Here is a 19082-nt window from a genome sequence, read left to right on the forward strand (position 1 = left end):
ATCGAGCCGTCACGTTACGTATAGCGCGCCGACTCCAGCAACCAGTCCAGGTGGGCCCGCGGCGCGGCCAGGTAGGCGCAGGCCACCTTGCTGGCGTCCCGGGCCTCCTTGGGCTCCAGCTCGTCGAGCGGCAGCATGCGGGCCGCCGCGCGCATGTCCGCGCAGCGCTCCTCGACGCGGTCGAGCACCCACGCGGTCGCCGCCCGCTCGTCCAGGTCCATCTCGTGCATGGCGATGACGACCAGGTTGTGCGCGTCGCCCTGCTCCTTCGGGCGCGAGGCCACGTCGTTGCACCAGGCGATCGTGTCGCTGCACGCCTCCACCAGGCCGCGCCAGGCGTCGCAGGCGTGCACCCAGTCCGGCACCTCCACGCGCAGGCACGGCTCGACCAGGTCGTACAGGTAGGGGCCGACGGTGCCCCTGCGCAGCGCCGGGTACTCCTCGATCGTCGGTATCCGGCCCGTCGCCCGGTTCCTCGCCTCGGTACGGCAGGCGTCGTGCTGGCGCTGCAGCCCCATCGCGAACCTGGCCCGCCACCGGTCGCTCATCCTGGCACTGGTCACCCGCCACAGATCGGCGAACGCCGACTCCAGCGGATGCTGCGCCGTACCCTGGAGCAGGCCCTGGAAGATCTCCAGCGGGCACGGACCCTCGTCGAGCTCGTCGTCGAAGTGGAACAGCCACGTCAGCCACTGCGCGAACAACGCCGCCGCGGCCGCGTCGAACTCCGCGAACGCCCGCCCGGCCATCCGGTGGAAGCCGACGCCCGGATCGGCGCGCAGCCCGGTCCGCCTGGCCCAGTCGAGCACGGCGGCCTCGATCGCATACACCGACGGGTGCATGCGGCACGGCTCGGCCATCGCCGGCACCCGCTCGACCAGCGGCAGCAGCGCCTCGGCGGGGACGCCGCCGCGGCGCGGCGCGGGAAGCACCGGCTTCCTCGCGAGCACGGAACGCAGCGCGTCCCTCATGGAGGCGATCACCATCACAGGGGCCCGAAGAGCCAGTTGCCGCAGGCGTGCGGGTCCTCGCCGGTGTAGTACTCCCTGGCCGCCTCGACCAGCTCGTCCACCGACAGCACCCCGCGCCCGGCGCGGTCGAGGCGGTCGAAGGCCTCGTCCACGTCGTCGTAGGCGGTGCCGAACGCGCTCAGCATCGTGCGGAACTCGCCCGGCCCGACGAACCCGTCGCCGTCGGCGTCGCACAGCTCGGCCACCGCCTGGATCGCGGGGCGGAAGACCGGCTCGTAGCGCTCCCCGTCGATGAAGGCCGCCGCCATCGCCTTGTGGAAGTCCTCGCGGGTCATGCGCGCGTCCACGTCGCGGCCCAGCACTCCGGACAGAGCGGCCCAGATCCCGTCGAAGCTGTCGACGAGCTTGGTGCCGGTCGCCGAGGTGGGCGACTCGCCGAACCCCACCAGGATGCGCGCGCCCAGACCCAGCAGGTCCGCGCGCTCGATCTCGCCGCCGCCGCTCACGTCGATGTGGTCGAAGGCGCGGTCGAGTTTGTGATTGCGCAGGTCGATAGCCACGAAATGCCTCCCCCGAGACTGATCTGCGTGCTCACATTAGGTCGGCGCGGGTGGTTTGTCAGTGAGCCACGCACCGGAGGGGCACGTAACGTGTGCGAAACACGGACACGGCATCCTGTATGCGACCACCGAAGTCTTCACAAGGGGCTGCCTTGGACCGCCAGCAGGAGTTCGTGCTCCGTACGCTTGAGGAACGCGACATCCGGTTCATCCGGCTGTGGTTCACCGACGTCCTCGGCTTCCTCAAGTCGGTCGCCATCGCCCCCGCCGAGCTCGAAGGCGCCTTCGCCGAGGGCATCGGCTTCGACGGCTCGGCCATCGAGGGCTTCGCCCGCGTCTACGAGTCGGACATGCTGGCCAAGCCCGACCCCTCGACGTTCCAGATCCTGCCCTGGCGCAGCGAGAACCCGGGCGCCGGCCGGATCTTCTGCGACATCCTGATGCCGGACGGCTCGCCCTCCCACGCCGACCCGCGCTGGGTGCTGAAGCGCACGCTCGCCAAGTGCGCCGACATGGGCTTCACCTTCTACACCCACCCCGAGATCGAGTTCTTCCTGCTGAAGAACCGCCCGGTGGCCGGGGAGAAGCCGGAGCCGATCGACGCCGGCGGCTACTTCGACCACACCCCGCACAGCTCCGGCCACGACTTCCGCCGCCAGGCGATCATGATGCTGGAGTCGATGGGCATCTCGGTGGAGTTCAGCCACCACGAGGGCGCGCCCGGCCAGCAGGAGATCGACCTGCGCTACGCCGACGCCCTCACCACCGCCGACAACATCATGACCTTCCGCCTGGTCATGAAGGAGGTCGCGCTGGAGCAGGGCATCTGGGCCTCGTTCATGCCCAAGCCGTTCACCGAGCACCCGGGCTCCGGCATGCACACCCACATGTCGCTGTTCGAGGGCGACCGCAACGCCTTCTACGAGGCCGGCTCGGAGTACCAGCTCTCCAAGACCGGCCGCGCCTTCATCGCCGGCCTGCTGCGCCACGCCGCCGAGATCACCGCGATCACCAACCAGTGGGTCAACTCCTACAAGCGGCTCTGGGGCGGCGCCGAGGCCATCGCCGGACAGGGCGGCGAGGCCCCCTCCTACATCTGCTGGGGCCACAACAACCGCTCGGCTCTGGTCCGCGTCCCCATGTACAAGCCGCTCAAGCCCGGCTCGGCCCGCGTCGAGTTCCGCTCGCTGGACTCCGCCTGCAACCCCTACCTCGCCTTCGCCCTCATCCTCGCCGCCGGACTGAAGGGCATCGAGCAGGAGTACGAGCTGCCGGCCGCCGCCGAGGACAACGTCTGGACCCTGACCAGCGCCGAACGCCGCGCCCTCGGCATCAGGCCGCTCCCCCAGTCGCTGGACGAGGCCATCGGGGTCATGGAGCAGAGCGAACTGGTGGCCGAGACGCTCGGCGAGCACGTCTTCGACTTCTTCCTGCGCAACAAGCGGACGGAGTGGCGCGAGTACCGCCGCCAGGTCACCGAGTTCGAGCTGGGCCGCTACCTGCCCGTGCTTTAGCCTTTCAGACGCCCAAGGTCATGGTCAGGCTGTAGCCGTCCGGGGTGGCGGTCATGGCGGGGACCATCGTGTCGGGCTCGTCGGCCCTGGAGTAGACCATGTCGTCGGCCAGCTTGGCGGGCTCCAACTGGTGGCGGGTGTACGGCTCGCGGGTCCGCACGGCGGCCATGACGTCGTCGGGGAACAGGATCTGGGTGGTCTGGACCGTCGTGCCGCCCTCGTAGGTCTTGCCGACCTGGCCGCCCTTGTGGACCTTCACGTGGATGTGGATGACGCGGTCGCCGTACCAGCCGGGCAGGATCGTGGTGAAGCGGGCCACGCCGTCGGCGCCGGTCACCTGGACGCCGCGCAGGAACGTGCGGTCGTCGCCCACGCCGTCCTCGGGCGGGACCGTTCCGCCGGGTGAGCGGTCCACGAAGCCCGAGTAGTAGCCGATCGCGTCGCAGTGCCAGATCTCGACCGGGGTGCCGGGCTGGGGCGCGCAGCCCGCGTCCACGTCGACCACGGTCAGCGCCATGTCGAGGACGAGGCCGGGCTTGCCCTCCCTGATGTCGCGGCGGACGAGCTGGTTGGCCAGGTAGTAGGGCCCTTCCGTGACCTCGGGGGTCGTCACGCAGACCGGGGCGGCGGCCGCGCCGCCCGAGGCCGTGCCGCCTGGGCTCGCACTGCCCGTGGCCAGGCTGTCCGAGGTGGCCGGGGCGCAGGCGCCGAGGCCCGACGCGGCGAGTACGGCCAGCGCCGTCCTGCGAGTGGGGTGCGAACGTTGCATGCCATGAACACTGCGCCCCGATCCTCAACCTCGCATGGGGGGCACATGAGATTTTCCCTTACGAAACGACACCGTTGCGTATCGGAACCTCTTGCGATACGGTGACGTTGCGAAACTTTCCCGTATCGAAATTGAGGACCATTCCCCCATGGAAACCACGAACGGACACCCCCGCAGATGGGCGATCCTCAGCGTTCTCGTGTTCAGCCTGCTGGCGGTCGTGCTCGACAACACCATCTTGAACGTGGCGATGAAGACGATCGCCGATCCGGTCCACGGACTGGGGGCGACACAGAGCGAGCTGGAGTGGGCGATCAACTCCTACACGCTCGTGTTCGCCGGCCTCCTGTTCACCTTCGGCGTCATCGGTGACCGTACCGGGCGCAAGAGGATGCTGTTCATCGGCATGCTGCTGTTCGGGCTGGCCTCCCTGGCCTCCGCCTACAGCCAGGATCCGATGCAGTTGATCCTGGCCAGGGCGGCGATGGGCATCGGCGGTGCGGCGATCATGCCGGCCACGCTGGCCATCATCTCCAACGTGTTCCCGCCCCACGAGCGCGGCAAGGCCATCGGCGTGTGGGCCGGCGGCGTCGGCCTGGCGGTGGCGATCGGCCCCATCACCGGCGGCCTGCTGATCGAGCACTTCTGGTGGGGCTCGGTCTTCCTGATCAACGTGCCCATCGTGATCGTCAGCATGGTCCTCATCGCCACGATCGTGCCCGAGTCGCGCGACCCCAAGCCCTCCAGGCTCGACCCGGTGGGCGTGATCCTGTCGATCATCGGTCTGGTCGCGATCGTCTACGGCATCATCCGCGGCGGCGAGCTCGGCTCCGTCGCCCACGCCGAGGTGCTGCTGCCGACCCTGTTCGGCGTGCTGGTGCTGGGCGCCTTCGTCTGGTGGGAGCGCCGCGTCGAGCACCCCGCCTTCGACGTCCGCAACTTCGCCAACGTCCGCTTCAGCTCGGCCATCGGCATGATGGGCATCGTCTTCTTCGCGATGATGGGCGGGATGTTCTTCCTGACCTTCTACCTGCAGATCGTGCTCGGGTTCAGCGCGCTGCAGGCGGGGGCCATGATGATCCCGTTCGCCGCCGCGCAGCTCATCTTCGCCCCGCTCAGCCAGCGGATCAACGAACGCTTCGGCGCCAAGCTCTCCTCGACCGTCGCCATGGTGATCATCGCGGTGATCCTGGCCAGCTACGCGCTGTTCGACCAGAACACCCCGATCGTGCTCATCGAGATCGTCTTCTTCGTCCAGGGTGCCGCCATGGCCAACATCATGCCGCCCGCCACGACCGCGATCATGGAGGCGCTGCCCAGGGAGAAGGCGGGCGTCGGCTCCGCGATGAGCAACACCGTCCGCCAGGTGGCCGGCGCGCTCGGCGTCGCCGTCCTGGGGGCCGTCCTGTCGTCGGCCTACCGCAGCGAGGTGGCCCCCGCTCTCATCGCCCTTCCCGAGGCGGTACGGCACGCGGCTGGCGAATCCATCACCAACACCGTCGCCGCGGCCCAGGGCAACCCGGCGATCCTCGGACCGGCCTTCAACGCCTTCATCGACGGCATGCACGTGACTGCCCTGGTCTCGGCCGCCATCGCCCTCGCGGGCGTCGTGGTGGTCGCCAAGTGGATGCCGGGCAAGGCGCAGCCGGTCCTGCCCGTGGAAGACAAGGAACCAGCGGTAGTGTGAGGCCGCGATGACGATTCAGGATGCAGCGACGGCCCGTCCAGCGGGCCGGCCGCGTAGCGAAAAGGCCGAGAAGGCCATTCTCGAGGCCACCCTCGACCTCATCGGCGAGGGCATGGGCATCTCCGAGCTGTCGATCGAGGCGATCGCGGCCAGGGCCGGGGTCGGCAAGACGACGATCTACCGGCGCTGGTCCAACAAGGAGGACCTCGTGGTCGACGCGCTGGCCACGCTGAAGGCGCCGGTGCCACCGCTGGCGGGCGAGTCGGTACGCGACGACCTGGTGACGCTGCTCGACCAGATGCGCAACGAGTCCGGACACGTCCGGACCAAGTGCGTGATGAACATCGCGCTGAGCGAGTCGGACCGGTATCCGCACCTGTTCGAGAAGTTCAGGAAGATCGCGATCGAGCCGCGCCGGAGGGCGATGCGCGAGGTGCTCGAACGCGGCGTGGCGAGCGGCGAGCTCCGGTCCACGCTGGAGGTCGAGCTGGCGATGGCCATCCTGACCGGGACGATGGTCTGGTTCACCAAGTGGGGCGACACCGCCGACCGCGGCCCCGACCTGGCCGAAAGCATCGTCGACCAGGTCCTAGCCGGAATCGCCCCCTAACCCCGCCCCAACCCCCGGCCCGGCCTATTCGGCACGGCACGGCACGCAGGTCGGCAACCCGCAACCTCCTGCGCGAACCGCGCGGAGCGGCGCTCGCGGCCTCGTTGCCAAGGGGATCCCGGATGGAGTGCCCCCGCACCCAGGCGTCTGGAGGGCGGGTCACGGGAGCGGTGCCGGTGCGTAGCCCATCGGGCAAGCGACTGGTCTTGCGTGTGCAGCCTGGGGGATCTTGGGCGGTTGGCGACGGCGTTGGGGTTGGCGGTGGAGGGGTGGGACCGGACGGTGGGCGGGTTGGGGGTGGGCAGAACGTGAGCAATGTTCTAGTCTCGCGGCCATGCCCCCCATGCGCAGGATCGTGGCCTTAGGCGCCCTGACCGCCGGGCTCCTGTTACCCGCCACCGCCGCACTGGCCCACGAGGAGCGGAAGGTCACGCTCCCCGACGGCAGCGGCAGTGTCCCGGCCTACCGCCAGGCCGAGCCCGATCTGCTGGTCTGCAAGAACGACCGGCCCGACTTCGAGCGCCGCATCGAGAACTTCCCGCAAGCCCTCAAACAGCGAAATATCCAGCTGTATGAGTTATGTCAGCAGAAGGGCTTCAGGAACCTCCAGGAAGCCGTGGACAAGGTCGACAGACCGGGCATGGCAATCGCCATCCTCCCCGGGCTCTACCTGGAAGAGCCCAGCAGGGCCGCCCCCTCCGGCGCGTGCGCGAACCTCCCCGCCCGCTGGTCCAGTTGGGGCTACCAGATCCTCTCCTTCGAACAACAGCAGGCCTGCCCGCACAACCAGAACCTCGTCGCGATCCTCGGCAAGAAGGACCTGCAGATCGAGGGCACCGGCGCCGGGCCGCTGGACGTGGTCATCGACGCGGAGTACCGCAAGCTCAACGCGATCCGGGCCGACCGCGCGAACGGTATCTACTTCCGCAACTTCACCGCCCAGCGCACCACCTTCAACTCCCTGTACGTCCTGGAGACCGACGGCTTCGTCATCGACAGGGTGCTGACCCGCTGGAACGACGAGTACGGCTTCCTCACCTTCGCCAGCGACCACGGCCTCTACACCGACTGCGAGTCCTACGGCAACGGCGACGGCGGCCTCTACCCCGGCAGCGCCTCCAACATCAACGACGGCCGGGGCCACGACGTGCCCCGCTACGCCATCGAGATCCGCCGCTGCAAGAGCCACCACAACGCGCTCGGCTACTCGGGCACCGCGGGCGACTCGATGTGGGTGCACGACAACGAGTTCTACGACAACATGGTCGGCGCCACGATGGACAGCCTCTGGCCCGACCACCCCGGACTCCCGCAGAATCACGCGAAGTTCGAGAACAACAAGATCTACAACAACAACCGCGACTACTACCGGTACACGCGCGACGGCACCTGCGCGAAGCCGCCCGCCGAACGCGGTTACGAGAAGGGCGTGGTTTGCCCCCAGGTCGGCGTGCCACCGGGCACCGGCATCCTGGTCGCGGGCGGCAACTACAACGTCTTCAGGAACAACCGGATCTGGGGCAACGACAACAGCGCGTTCCACCTGTTCGGGGTTCCGGCGTTCATCAGGGGCGAGGAGTCGCTCGCCAAGCAGGCCGACACGTCCAACTACAACCGCTACGAGGGCAACGTGTTCGGCGTCAGCCCGACCGGCGAGCGGCGTCCCAACGGGCGGAACGTGTGGTGGGACGGGCAGGGCACGGGCAACTGCTTCCAGAGCGACACCGGGGCGTCCTCGCCGCAGGTGCTGCCGGTGTGCGCGGCCTCGGCGCCCGGGGTGTCGGGCGGATCGCACCGGATGGTGGCGGAGCCGGTCAAGGTGCTCAAGCTGTATCTGTGCGCGGACTTCTCGGCCCAGGACGCGCGGCTGCCCGCGGGGTGCGACTGGTTCGGGGCGGCGGGGCTGGCCAAGGTCGAGACGCAGCTCGCGCTGGGCGGGTCGCTGGTGCTGGGGTTGCTGGCGCTGCTGTTCTGGCTACGCGGCCCCGCCCGGCCACCCGCCGCCCCTTCCACCCCGAAACACCCTTCCTCCGGGAAACCGGAAACACAGGCTCTGCACATGCCACCGCCCGACGCACCGAGCCCCGAGGAGAGCACTGTCCCGGCGACCGACGGCCCGGCGGCGGCGGTCCCGGGTGCAGACGGGCCGGTAGCGGTGGAGGCCGCAGGCCATGACGGGCCGGTAGCGGTGGAGGCCGCAGGCCACGGCGGGCCGGTAGCGGTGGAGGCCGCAGGCCACGGCGGGCCGGTAGCGGTGGAGGCCGCAGGCCACGGCGGGCCGGTAGCGGTGGAGACCGGAGGCCACGGCGGGCCGGTAGCGGTGGAGACCGGAGGCCACGGCGGGCCGGTCGTGGTGGAGGCTGCGGGTCGTGGCGGGCCGGTCGTGGGTGGGGGGCGTGGGGTTTTGGTGGTTGTGGGGACGGTGGCCGGGGTTGGCGGGCTGGTGCTCGACGTGGTGGCCGCCGCCCTCGACTCGCCCCTTCTGACCGCCGTCGCCCTCGCCCTGGTCGCCGCCTGGCTGCTTTGCCTGGGTGTGGTGGCGCGGCGGGTCAGGCCGGTGTTCGGGTGGTTCACGGTGCTGCTCGGGGTGCTGACCGCGGCCGACGCCTTCGACCGGGCGGTTCACCTCATTCCGTTCGTGCCGCTGGGGCCGGGCTGGGTGCGGGGGCTGCTCACCGGGGTGTGGGTGTTGTGGGCGGTGGTGGTGCTGGCGCCGCGCCGCCGTACCGAAGAAGGTGCTCGCGAAGAAGGCGCTCCGGGAAAGGCCGCTACCGCTGGTGGAGAAGGGGTGGTGGCCGGGTGAGGGGCGTGCGGGGGCTGCTGGTGGTGGCGGTGCTGGTGGCGGGGTGTGGGCAGTTGTCTGATACGCACCATCGGCCCGGTAACAGCCATGAGGTGGCCACCGCGCCGCCCCGCGCGGTCAGCGGCGAGGTGGCGGTGCCGATCACGATCGCGCGCGGGCAGGTCAGCCCGCCGTCGGGCTGGGTGGAGATCAGGAAGGGGCAGCCGGTCGCCATCACCGTGACCAGCGACGTCGCCGACGAGCTCCACGTGCACGGCTACGACGTCGAGGCCGACCTGCTGGCCGGGAAGGCGGTCACGGTGCGGTTCACGGCGGACGTGGCCGGGGTGTTCCAGGTCGAGACCCACGAGAACAAGCTGGTGCTCACCCAGTTGGCGGTGAAGTGAGCGGCATCCTGGCGCACGGGGTCGGCAGCCGCGGTGACCTGCCGATCCCGGTGTTCTACGCGTATGCGGGGGCGTTCGCGGCGCTGGTGGTGTCGTTTCTGGCGCTGGGGCTCCTGTGGCCGGACTCCCGGTTCCGGGGGGATATCGCGGGACGGGTGCTGTCGGTGCGCCTGCCCGCGATGTCGCGGCTGGTGCGCGTGCTCACGCTTGTGGTGGTCGCGTACACGGTGGGGTGGCTTGTCCTCGGGCCCGAGGAGGGCAACGCGGGGCCGCATCTGGTCTACGTGATCTTCTGGGTGGGGCTGGTGCCCGCTTCGCTGGTGTTCGGGCCGGTGTGGCGGGCGCTGAGCCCTCTGCGGCTTCTGCCGGATCGGGCGCGGCGGCCGCTGCCGCCCCGGCTCGGGTACTGGCCCGCCGCCGCGGGGCTGCTGGCGTTCACGTGGGTGGAGCTCGTCTCGCCGGAACCGGCCGCGCCGTACACGCTGCTGGTCTTTCTGCTCCTCTACGGCGGCGCGCAGATCCTCGCCACCCTCCGGTACGGCCACGCCTGGCTGGCCCGAGGCGAGGCGTTCGAGGTGTATTCGACGCTGATCGGGCACCTCGCCCCGTTCGGCCGGAGGGCGGACGGGCGGCTCGTGCTGCGCAACCCCTTCGACGGCCTGGACGCCGTCCGGCCGGAGCCGGGGCTCGTCGCGACCGTGTGCGTGCTGCTGGGCAGCACCGGTTACGACGGGTTCTCCAGCGCGCCGGTCTGGGTGGACGCGCTGCAGTCCGGGGCGGGCCGGGTCGTGCTCGGCACCGCCGGGCTCGTGGGGGCGATCGTGCTGGTGGCGGCGCTGTACGCGGGCTGCCTGTGGCTGGCGGGCCGCATCGGCGGCACGCGCGGGCTGGCGCCGGGGTTCGCGCACTCGCTGGTGCCCATCGCCGTCGGGTATCTGGTCGCCCACTATTTCTCGCTGCTGGTCATCGAGGGGCAGCGCGCGTTCGTGCTGGCGCTGGGGCTGAGCGCCGAGGTGGACATGGAGGCGGTAGGGCCGGGGACGATCGCCGCGGTGCAGGTGCTGGCCATCGTCATCGGGCACGTGGCGGGGGTGGTGGCCGCGCACGACCGTTCGGTACGCCTGCTGCCACCCGCGCGGGCGGTCGCCGGTCAGATCCCGATGTTCGTGCTCATGATCTGCTACACGCTCGGCGGCCTGACCCTGCTGCTGGCCGCATGAGGCGGGCACCGGTTCAGCGGCGCAGCGCCGAGCGGGTCGAGCGCATCCTCGACGCCGCCGCGCGACTGCTCGACGAGAGCGGCTACGAGGGGCTCAGCACGCGGCGGGTGGCGGCGGTGACCGGGCTGCCGATCGGCTCCGTGTACCGGTACTTCCGCGACAAGCGCGAACTGGCCGACGCGCTGGCGGCGCGCAACCTGGCCGCGTTCGTGGGCCGGGTGCGCGGGCGCGGGATCACCCACTGGGAGCCGCTGGTGGAGGCGGTGGTCGACGAGTACCTGGAGATGAAGCGGACCGTGCCGGGGTTCGCGGTGGTCGACTTCGGGGCGAACGCGGAGGTGGCCGAGGCGCTGGCGGAGGTGCTGGCCGTACAGGCTGGGCTGGTTTGTGACAGCGGCGTGCTGCTCGTCGCGGTCGAGGCGGCGGACGCGCTGCTGCGCGCCCACCACGACGAGCCGCGCCTGGTCGCCGAGACCAAGGTGATGCTGTGCGCCTACCTGGCGCTCCGGCTAGACCAGGCTGCTCCAGTACGTCCAGAAACGGGCGGTGATGAGCGCGAGGACGGCTAGGTACCAGAGCGTCAGCACGATCACGTGCTGACGGGCGAAGGGGCGGGCGAGGTTCCTGAGCGTGACGTAGAGGAAGATCGGGATCATCACCGCCCACACCACCATGCAGTACGGGCACAGCGCGCCGATCACGTAGAGGCTCTGGTAGATCAGCCAGTGGACGAACACCACGCCCGCGGTGACCCCGGCCTGCAGCCCCGCCCAGAACCAGCGCTTGAGCACCGCTCCGGCCAGCAGCGCGGCGCCGGTGGTCGTGACGATCGCGAACCCGGCCACGCCCAGCAGCGGGTTCGGGAAGCCGAACAGCTCCGCCTGCGGCGTGGACATGATCGAACCGCACGACAGCACCGGGTTGATGCTGCAACTCGGCACGTACGCCGGGTTCTTGAGCAGCGCGATCTTCTCCACCGCCAGCACGAACGCGGCGACCAGCCCGATCCCGCCGCCGATCAGCAGCAGGTACGGCAGCAGCCGCGGGAACGGCTCCCCCGCCCGTTCACTTGGCGAGAGCCGCATCGATGGCCGCCTTGATGTCGTCGGTGGACTTGGGCTGGAGCTTCTGGCCGTTCAGGAAGAACGTCGGGGTGCCCTCGACGCCGAGCGCCTGCCCGTCGGCGACGTCCTTCTTGATGCGGGCCAGCGTCTCGTCGGCGGCGTAGGCCTTGTCCCAGGCGGCCATGTCCAGGCCCATGCTCTGCGCGAACTCCCTGAACAGCCTGTCCGCCGGGACCTGCTGCTCGCCCCACTGCTTCTGCGTCTGGTACATGCGCTGGTACATCTGGTCGAAGCGGCCCTGCCCCGCCGCCGCCTCGACCGCCCGCGCGGCGCGCTCGGCGTTGAAGTGGCTGGCGATCGGGAAGTAGCGGGCGACGAAGGTGACCTTGCCCTGGTACTGCTTGCGCAACTGCTCGATCACCGGGAACGCGGCGGCGCACGCCTCGCACTCGAAGTCCAGGAACTCCACCAGCGTGACCTTGCCGTCCTGGGCGGTCTGGAGGCGGTGGCTGTCGGGGCGTACCACCTGGGCCTGTCCGGCGGGTTCGCCTCCGGTCCTGCTGACCACCAGGACCGCGGCGACGACGACCGCGAAGACGGCGATGGCGGACAGGACGAAGGCGAGGTTGCGCTTTCTGGCACGCAGGCGGTCGTCTTCCTCGCGCATGGCCTCGACCTTGGCGCGACGCGCCTGGGCCCGATCCTGCTGGTCCGACACGGGGCCTCCCTGGAGTTTCTACGTCACGTAGAACATTGGATTTCTACATAGCGTAGAAGATGAGGGCAGTGGTCGGTCCCCCGGTCGTCCTGGGGCTTGATGGGGTCACCGGGGGCTCGTTCGGGGTCGTTCGGGGTCGTTCGGGGTCGTTCGGAGTCAGACGGCGCCGCAGACCGGGGCGACCATGACGCCGCAGACGACCGGGGCGATCATGATGGCCACGGGGCCGCTCATCAGAGCCAGCGCGGCGGCGTACACGGCGGCCGGGACCCACCTCCCGCCCCGCGACGTGCCGAGCAGCCGTTCGACCCGCTGCACCGCGCCCTCGTCGGCCAGCCCGAACCCCGGGCCCTTCGGCGCGGCCATGAGCACGATCGCGCGGGCCAGCGTGCGATCGCCGCTCACCTGCCGTGCCCGGTCGTCGGCGAGCATCTCCAGCAGCACCGGTACGGCCCGCCGCGCCGCCTTCACCACCGGCAGCCACGGAAAGGCGGCGGCCAGCCCCTGGAACGGCATCAGGAACAGGTCATGCCTGCCCCGCGCGTGGGCCCGCTCGTGGGCGAGCACCGCCCGGAGTTCGGCGGGGTCCAGCAGTTCGAGCGCCCCCCGGCTCAGCACCACCCGCGAGCGCCAACCGGGCACGCAATACGCCACGGGCTCGGCGCCCGGCAGCACGTACACCCCCTCACCACGATCCCGCGCAACCCCTCTCGCCCGGTCGCCACCGCGCTCGGGAGGCAGAGCCGACTCGCGGTCGGGCAGGAGACCCATCTCGTGCTCGTCGATCCGGTCGGCCAGGACGTCCACGAGGGTGCGCTGGCGGCGCTGCCTGGCCACGGTGCGGAGGGCGGTGCGGGCCGTGTGGGCCACCAGCCAGGCGATCAGCGCCGCCGACCAGGCCAGGGCCAGGCTGTGCACGGGACCGAGCCCGGCCAGGCCGCGCCCGTCGGCCACCTGGTGCCCGAACGTGTGCATCCCATGCGGAAAGGCCGCCGCCAGCGGGGCGACCGCCGCGACCAGCCCCACCCCGACGGCCCCGAGCCCACCGGCCAGCCCGATCGCCTGCCAGAGCACCAGCGCCGCCCGGGGATGCCGCCGCACCCACTCCGCCTCCGCCAGCATCGCGGCCACCCGCCCGCCGAACACCACGGGCACCAGCGCCACCCCGGCCACAACCAGCCAGACCGTCACAACTCTCCACCCCCGCCCGGACGCGCCGTCCCGCCCTGGGATGCCACTGCGTCCTGACGCTCGGGCCCGGCAGGACGCTCGGGCCCGGCAGGACGCTCGGGCCCGGCAGGACGCTCGGGCCCGGCAGGAGGCTCGGGTCCGGTGGGGTGTTCCGTTCTGGAGTGGGGTGTCATGGTGTCGTGGGTTGGTCGGGGCGGTCGGTCAGGGCGGCGCGCAGGGCTGCGGCCACCTCGGGGGACACCGCGCCCACGAACCGGTTCACCGCCGCCTCCACGTCACCGGCCTCGTCCAGCGCCTCCCGCATGGCCTCGGCCACGAAGGCGTCCTTGCCCGCCGCCGCCCGGTACAGGTGCGCCCGACCGGCCCGTTCCCTGGTCGCCAGGCCCTTGCGGGACAGCCGGACCAGCACGGTCAGCACGGTCGTCACCGCCGGGGAGGAGGGCAGCGCGGCGGCGAGGTCCTGGGCCAGCATCCCCTCCGGATGTTCCCAGAGCGCCTCCATGACCGAGCGCTCCAGGTTGCCGAGCCGCACCGCCGTACCCCCTTTCGCGAGATCCAGGCTCTACGGTAGACGCTCCCCCGAGATGGCCGGAGCAGGCCACCACAACAGGCCTTTCATATGGGGATAAATCCGGAAAACTGGGTGCATGACCGGCTATCTGCACGTGTACACGACAGTGGACAGCGCCGATGCGGCGGAGAGCCTGGCCCGGAGCATCCTGGGGGCGCGGCTGGCCGCCTGTGTCCAGATCATCGGGCCGGTCCGGTCCCTGTACTGGTGGGAGGGGGTGCTGGACGCCGCCCAGGAATGGCAACTGGTCATCAAGACGCCCGCCGCCGACTACCCCGCCCTCGAAGCCCACCTCACCGCCGGGCACAGCTACACCACCCCGGAGATCGTGGCCACCGAGATCGTGGCGGGCAGCCCCGCGTACCTGCGCTGGCTGGACGCGCCCGACCAGGCCGTATGACGTTCAGGCCGGGTGACGCTCAGGTCGTGGTGACCGCCTCCTCGCGGACCGGCGCGGGGGCGAAGGTCGCGGGACGGCGCCGCCACAGCGGCAGCGCGATCAGCACCATGACCACGCCCACCAGGCCAGCCGCGACGAACGCCCAGGCCGGGCCGTACCCGTCGATGAGGGCGCCGGCGATCGGCGCGGACGACGCGCCCCCGATCAGCAGCGCGGTGCCGTGGAAGCCCATCGCCTCGCCCCTGGCCGCGGCCGGGACCCAGCGGCTGACCGTGTCGACGGTGCTGGACAGGGCGGGCGCGCACAGCACGCCCGCGGGGACCAGGGCGAGCAGCAGCAGGCGCCAGTCGCCGCCCGCCAGCCCGACCGGGATCGTCAGCGCGCCCATCAAAGCGATCAGCAGCAGCGGCGAGAAGCCCCGCGACAGGCCGCCGTAGACGAAGCCTCCGGCCAGTGAGTAGAGGCACCAGATCGCCACGGCGAGGCCGACCCAGCTCACCTGCTCGGCGTTCTTCATCGTGGCCACGAGTGCGAGCTCGGAGGCGGTCAGGATGAACGTCGCCGCCGCGGTCGTGCCCAGCAACGCCACGAACGCGGGCGTCAGCCACCGGCGCCTGGGCACCTTGACCTGCTCGGCGAGCAGTTCCTCGGCCGAGCGGGTGGGCGGGTTGAGCAGGGTCAGCGCGGTGCCCGAGCCGACCAGGCCGACGGCGACGACGGTCATCGTCCACGTGCTGCCGAGCGTGGTGACGCCCGCGACGGCGAGCGCGGGCCCCGCCATGTACGCCAGCTCGACCAGCATCGAGTCGAGCGAGAAGCCCATCCGGCGCTGCTCCGGCGGCACCATGGCGGCCAGGCACTGCCTGATCACGCTGAACACCGGCAGCGCGAGCAGCCCCGCCACCGCCGCCGCGACCACCAGCACGGGGTACGGCAGCGCCCACGCCGTGGCCCAGAACACCGCCTGGGCGAGGGTGGTGGTGATGAGGACGGGGCGCAGGCCGTACTTGTCGACGAAGCGCCCGGACAGCGGCGAGCCCACCGCCATGCCGATCGTGCTGGCCATCGTGACCAGCCCGGCCCAGGTGAATCCGAGGTCGAGGGTGTAGGCCACGTGCAGGGTCAGGGCCATGCCTGTGGCCGTGGACGGGATGCGGGCCAGCAGCCCGATCAGCAGCAGGGTACGGACACCGGGCAGCCGGAGCAGGCGCCGGTAAGGCTCGATCGCCATGATGATTGCTTACCTCCGACCCCTATTGTGACGGGCCGGGCTGACACTTTCCGCGCCGGGTGAGGCATCATCGATGGTGTCCGGGTACGCCACTGGGGCGACTCGAGGCTTTGTTCAGGAGGGTTGTCCATGTCCTCTCTGTATGGCGGCGTCACGGGCCGCCGCGTCACCGTCCGCGACCTGGCCCAGGCGAAGGAGCGGGGCGAGAAGTGGCCCATGCTCACCGCGTACGACGCGATGACGGCCCGCGCGTTCGACCGGGCCGGGGTGCCGGTGCTGCTGGTCGGCGACTCGGCGGCCATGGTCGTCTACGGCTACGACTCCACCCTGCCGGTCACGGTCGACGACCTGCTGCCGCTGACGGCGGCGGTGGTGCGCGGGTCCACGCGCGCGCTGGTCGTCGCGGACCTGCCGTTCGGCTCCTACCAGGCCTCGCCCGCGCAGGCGCTGGAGTCCTCGGCCCGCTTCATGAAGGAGGCGGGGGCGCACGCGATCAAGCTGGAGGGCGGGCGCCGCGTGCTGCCGCAGGTGGAGCTGCTGGTGTCGGCCGGGGTTCCGGTGATGGGGCACCTGGGGCTGACGCCGCAGTCGGTCAACGCGCTCGGCGGCTACCGCGTCCAGGGGCGCGGCCAGTCGGGCGACGAGCTCATGGCCGACGCCAAGGATCTCGAACGGGCCGGGGCGTTCGCGGTGGTGCTCGAATGCGTGCCGGCCGAGCTGGCCGAGCGGGTCACCACGTCGCTGTCCATCCCGACGGTCGGGATCGGCGCGGGATCCGCCACCGACGCCCAGGTCCTGGTATGGCAGGACATGATGGGACTCACCGAGCGTCCTGCCAAGTTCGTCAAGGCGTACGGCACGCTGGCCGCCGACCTCGACCGGGCCGCCAGGGCGTTCTCCGACGAGGTCGTGTCGGGCGCGTTCCCGTCCGCCGAGCACACCTACACCTGACGGCGGCGGTTCCGCAGGGCGGTACCTGGAGGCGGCTCCCGGCGGCCGGACTGGCATGATCTGAGCCATGACAGACGTGAGCGGGCTTTCGATCGGCATTCTGGGCGGCACCGGAGACCAGGGCAAGGGGCTGGCGCGGCGGTTCGCGCTGGCCGGGCATACCGTGCTCATCGGGTCGCGCAGCGCGGAACGGGCACAGCAGGCGGCCGAGCCCCTCGGGGCGCGCGGCGCGGGCAACGCCGAGGTGGCCGCCCAGGCGGACGTGGTGATCGTGGCCGTCCCCTGGGACGGCCACAAGGAGCTGCTGGAATCCCTCCGCAGCGAGCTGTCCGGAAAAATCGTGATTGATTGCGTCAACCCGCTGGGCTTCGACAAGCAGGGCGCCTACGCGCTGCCGGTCGAGGAGGGCAGCGCCGCCCAGCAGGCCGCCGCCGTGCTGCCCGGCAGCCGCGTGGTGGCGGCCTTCCACCACGTCTCGGCCGTGCTCCTGCTGGACGAGAGCGTGGAGAAGGTCGACCTGGACGTGCTGGTCCTCGGCGACGACCGCGAGGCCACCGACACCGTGCAGGCGCTGGCGGCGGTCATCCCGGGCGTCCGCGGCATCTACGGCGGCCGCCTGCGCAACGCCCACCAGGTCGAGGCGTTCACCGCGAACCTGATCTCCATCAACCGCCGCTACAAGGCCCACGCCGGCCTGCGCATCACCGACGTCTGATCCCGCGCGCCGCGGCCGGGTGGTTCACAACCACCCGGCATCCTCCGCGATCCGCACGGCGTCGATCTTGTTCCGCGCCCCGGTCTTGGTGATGGCCGAGGTCAGATAGTTGCGTACCGTGCCCGCTGACAGATGCAGCCGCCCGGCCGTCTCCTCCGCGCTCACCCCCTTGGCCGCCTCCCGCAGGACCGTGGTCTCGCGCTGGGTCAGGGGGCTCTCGCCGTACTCCATGGCCGAGCTCACCAGTTCGGGGTCCAGCACGCGCAACCCCGCGTGGGTTCTGCGGACCGCGTCGGCCAGCCGTTCCCCCGGCGCGTCCTTGACCAGGAAGGCCGTGATGCCCGCGGCCAGCGCCCGGCGTACCTGGCCTGGGCGGCCGAGCGCGGTCAGCACCAGCACGCGGCACTCCGGCAGCCGTTCGCGCAGTTCGGCGGCGGCGGTGATGCCGTCCACGACCGGCAGGTCGATGTCCACGATCGCGACGTCGGGCCGGTGCTCCAGCGCGGCGGGCACGATCTCGTCGCCGCGCGTCACCTCGGACACCACCGTGAGGTCGGTCTCCAGCCGCAGCAGCGCGGACAGCGCGGCGCGGATCATCAGCATGTCCTCGGCCAGCAGCACCCTGATCACGCCGGGACCTCCACGACCAGCCGGAACGCGCCGCCGTCCGCGTGTGTCCCGGTGGTGCCGCCTGCCTGGCCGGCTCGTTCCGCCAGGCCCGTCAGTCCGCCGCCGGGCTCGCGGGGCCGCTCGGCCGCGCCGTCGTTGACGATCTCCAGGCGGAGCCGGCCCGCGTGGACCGCCGTGGTGATGGTGCAGGTCGTGGCGGCGCTGTGGCGCAGGACGTTGGTGACTCCCTCGCGTACGGCCCAGGCCAGCGCCTCCTCCGAAGCCCGGGGCGGCGTGAGATCGGCGAGGTTGACCTGCACGCTCACCCCCGACGCCTCCAGCAGCGAGGCGGCCCGTTGCGTCTCGCCCCGCAGCGTCAGCTCCCGGTAGCCCCGGGCCACCTGCCGCACGTCCTGGGCCGCCTCCCTGGCCACCTTGACCAGGTCGCCGACCTCGGCGCGAGCCGTACCCGGATCGCGGTCCATGAGACGGGCGGCCAGGTCGCCCTTCAGTGCGATCGCGGTGAGGCTGCGGCCGAGACCGTCGTGCAGGTCGCGTGAGATGCGCAGCCGCTCCTTCAGCACGGCCGCCTCGGCCAGTTCGGCGCGGGCAGACTCCAGGTCGCGGCTGACGGCGACCAGGCGGACCACCACGTACACGATGATGCCGCTGATCGGGATCGTCACCGCGTAGAGGGCGGCGACGACGGGGATGTTCAGCGTGACCATGATGCCGCCCGCCTGCACCAGCGTCATGAGCGCGAGCAGCGGGGCGGCCGCCCAGAGCGGCAGGTAGAGCAGGAGCGTGCCCGCGAGCAACTGCGCCGTCACCCCCGACCAGCCGCTCGGCAGGAACGGGTCGGGCAGGTAGGTCGCCACGGCCTGCACCACCACCGTGAGCGGGAACAGCGGGGGCCGCACGCCCCGCAGCGCGGCCCGCATGTTGAGGAACTGGGGTATCCAGCACCCGGCGAGCGCGGCGAGCACGACGGCGGTGACGTCCAGGCGGCCCGAGGTCAGGTAGATCAGGCCGAGCATCGGATAGCCGACGGAGATCACCGCGATCAGCCAGGTGGCGAGGCGTTGAGCGGAGGAAGCGGTCATGGTCCGACA

At 71.2% G+C, this 19082-nt stretch carries 20 protein-coding genes; 10 read left to right on the forward strand and 10 right to left on the reverse strand.

Annotated elements, in window-relative coordinates:
- Window positions 1-14 precede the first annotated feature (14 nt).
- Both ACIBEJ_RS28650 and ACIBEJ_RS28655 read right to left on the reverse strand, forming a co-directional pair.
- A complete protein-coding gene (locus ACIBEJ_RS28650) occupies window positions 15-971 on the reverse strand; it encodes a terpene synthase family protein (RefSeq protein ID WP_397185926.1) in 957 nt (318 codons plus the stop codon).
- Window positions 972-985: 14 nt separating this feature from the next.
- Complete coding sequence (locus ACIBEJ_RS28655) at window positions 986-1531, reverse strand: EF-hand domain-containing protein (RefSeq protein ID WP_397185927.1); 546 nt, start codon at window positions 1529-1531, stop codon at window positions 986-988.
- A gap of 152 nt (window positions 1532-1683) precedes the next feature.
- On the opposite strand from ACIBEJ_RS28655, the gene glnA reads away from it, so the two are divergent.
- On the forward strand, window positions 1684-3045 hold the full coding sequence (glnA, locus tag ACIBEJ_RS28660; RefSeq protein ID WP_397185928.1) for a type I glutamate--ammonia ligase: 1362 nt from the start codon (window positions 1684-1686) through the stop codon (window positions 3043-3045).
- A 4-nt stretch (window positions 3046-3049) separates the two neighbouring features.
- Here glnA and ACIBEJ_RS28665 read toward each other — a convergent pair whose 3' ends face one another.
- A complete protein-coding gene (locus ACIBEJ_RS28665) occupies window positions 3050-3814 on the reverse strand; it encodes an intradiol ring-cleavage dioxygenase (protein ID WP_397185929.1) in 765 nt (254 codons plus the stop codon).
- 148 nt (window positions 3815-3962) lie between these two features.
- Between ACIBEJ_RS28665 and ACIBEJ_RS28670 the strand changes: the two genes are divergently transcribed.
- The 6 genes from ACIBEJ_RS28670 (at window position 3963) to ACIBEJ_RS28695 (ending at window position 11089) form a co-directional block, all read left to right on the forward strand.
- On the forward strand, window positions 3963-5501 hold the full coding sequence (locus ACIBEJ_RS28670) for an MFS transporter (protein WP_397185930.1): 1539 nt from the start codon (window positions 3963-3965) through the stop codon (window positions 5499-5501).
- A 7-nt stretch (window positions 5502-5508) separates the two neighbouring features.
- A complete protein-coding gene (locus ACIBEJ_RS28675) occupies window positions 5509-6111 on the forward strand; it encodes a TetR/AcrR family transcriptional regulator (RefSeq protein WP_397185931.1) in 603 nt (200 codons plus the stop codon).
- 334 nt (window positions 6112-6445) lie between these two features.
- Window positions 6446-8914, forward strand: a complete 2469-nt coding sequence (locus ACIBEJ_RS28680; protein WP_397185932.1) for a hypothetical protein — start codon at window positions 6446-6448, stop codon at window positions 8912-8914.
- On the forward strand, window positions 8911-9300 hold the full coding sequence (locus ACIBEJ_RS28685; protein WP_397185933.1) for a hypothetical protein: 390 nt from the start codon (window positions 8911-8913) through the stop codon (window positions 9298-9300). The genes ACIBEJ_RS28680 and ACIBEJ_RS28685 overlap by 4 nt, the downstream gene beginning before the upstream one ends.
- Window positions 9297-10520: a hypothetical protein gene (locus ACIBEJ_RS28690; protein ID WP_397185934.1), complete on the forward strand. Its 1224-nt coding sequence runs from the start codon at window positions 9297-9299 to the stop codon at window positions 10518-10520. Before ACIBEJ_RS28685 ends, ACIBEJ_RS28690 begins: the two co-directional genes overlap by 4 nt.
- Window positions 10517-11089: a TetR/AcrR family transcriptional regulator gene (locus ACIBEJ_RS28695; RefSeq protein WP_397185935.1), complete on the forward strand. Its 573-nt coding sequence runs from the start codon at window positions 10517-10519 to the stop codon at window positions 11087-11089. Before ACIBEJ_RS28690 ends, ACIBEJ_RS28695 begins: the two co-directional genes overlap by 4 nt.
- On the opposite strand, the gene ACIBEJ_RS28700 is transcribed toward ACIBEJ_RS28695, so the two are convergent.
- The 4 genes from ACIBEJ_RS28700 to ACIBEJ_RS28715 all read right to left on the reverse strand — a co-directional run bounded on the left by ACIBEJ_RS28700 (window position 11030) and on the right by ACIBEJ_RS28715 (window position 14025).
- Window positions 11030-11605 carry a vitamin K epoxide reductase family protein gene (locus ACIBEJ_RS28700; RefSeq protein WP_397185936.1) on the reverse strand — a complete coding sequence of 192 codons (576 nt, stop codon included), beginning with the start codon at window positions 11603-11605 and terminating at the stop codon, window positions 11030-11032. The two genes, ACIBEJ_RS28695 and ACIBEJ_RS28700, sit on opposite strands and share 60 nt — an antisense overlap.
- Window positions 11586-12302 carry a DsbA family protein gene (locus ACIBEJ_RS28705; protein WP_397185937.1) on the reverse strand — a complete coding sequence of 239 codons (717 nt, stop codon included), beginning with the start codon at window positions 12300-12302 and terminating at the stop codon, window positions 11586-11588. Before ACIBEJ_RS28705 ends, ACIBEJ_RS28700 begins: the two co-directional genes overlap by 20 nt.
- Before the next feature lie 156 nt (window positions 12303-12458).
- Entirely contained in the window at window positions 12459-13493 is a 1035-nt protein-coding gene (locus tag ACIBEJ_RS28710; RefSeq protein ID WP_397185938.1) for a M56 family metallopeptidase, read from the reverse strand.
- 169 nt (window positions 13494-13662) lie between these two features.
- The gene (locus ACIBEJ_RS28715; protein ID WP_397185939.1) at window positions 13663-14025 is read right to left on the reverse strand and encodes a BlaI/MecI/CopY family transcriptional regulator; all 363 of its coding nucleotides are present in this window, start codon (window positions 14023-14025) and stop codon (window positions 13663-13665) included.
- A gap of 115 nt (window positions 14026-14140) precedes the next feature.
- On the opposite strand from ACIBEJ_RS28715, the gene cutA reads away from it, so the two are divergent.
- Window positions 14141-14464 (forward strand): divalent-cation tolerance protein CutA, encoded by a 324-nt coding sequence (cutA, locus tag ACIBEJ_RS28720; RefSeq protein WP_397185940.1) that lies wholly within the window; start codon window positions 14141-14143, stop codon window positions 14462-14464.
- Between the two features lie 19 nt (window positions 14465-14483).
- Here the strand turns inward: cutA and ACIBEJ_RS28725 are convergent, their stop codons facing one another.
- Complete coding sequence (locus ACIBEJ_RS28725; RefSeq protein ID WP_397185941.1) at window positions 14484-15695, reverse strand: MFS transporter; 1212 nt, start codon at window positions 15693-15695, stop codon at window positions 14484-14486.
- Window positions 15696-15824: 129 nt separating this feature from the next.
- On the opposite strand from ACIBEJ_RS28725, the gene panB reads away from it, so the two are divergent.
- Window positions 15825-16646 (forward strand): 3-methyl-2-oxobutanoate hydroxymethyltransferase, encoded by an 822-nt coding sequence (gene panB / locus ACIBEJ_RS28730; protein WP_397185942.1) that lies wholly within the window; start codon window positions 15825-15827, stop codon window positions 16644-16646.
- Between the two features lie 67 nt (window positions 16647-16713).
- Complete coding sequence (gene npdG / locus ACIBEJ_RS28735; RefSeq protein WP_397185943.1) at window positions 16714-17361, forward strand: NADPH-dependent F420 reductase; 648 nt, start codon at window positions 16714-16716, stop codon at window positions 17359-17361.
- A 24-nt stretch (window positions 17362-17385) separates the two neighbouring features.
- Here the strand turns inward: npdG and ACIBEJ_RS28740 are convergent, their stop codons facing one another.
- The gene (locus ACIBEJ_RS28740) at window positions 17386-17991 is read right to left on the reverse strand and encodes a DNA-binding response regulator (protein ID WP_397185944.1); all 606 of its coding nucleotides are present in this window, start codon (window positions 17989-17991) and stop codon (window positions 17386-17388) included.
- Window positions 17988-19073, reverse strand: coding sequence for a sensor histidine kinase (locus tag ACIBEJ_RS28745; RefSeq protein WP_397185945.1), 1086 nt, complete (start codon window positions 19071-19073; stop codon window positions 17988-17990). The genes ACIBEJ_RS28740 and ACIBEJ_RS28745 overlap by 4 nt, the downstream gene beginning before the upstream one ends.
- Between the last annotated feature and the right edge of the window lie 9 nt (window positions 19074-19082).

This window comes from Nonomuraea sp. NPDC050790, from assembly GCF_044456745.1.
In the GTDB taxonomy this organism is placed as follows: Bacteria; Actinomycetota; Actinomycetes; order Streptosporangiales; family Streptosporangiaceae; genus Nonomuraea.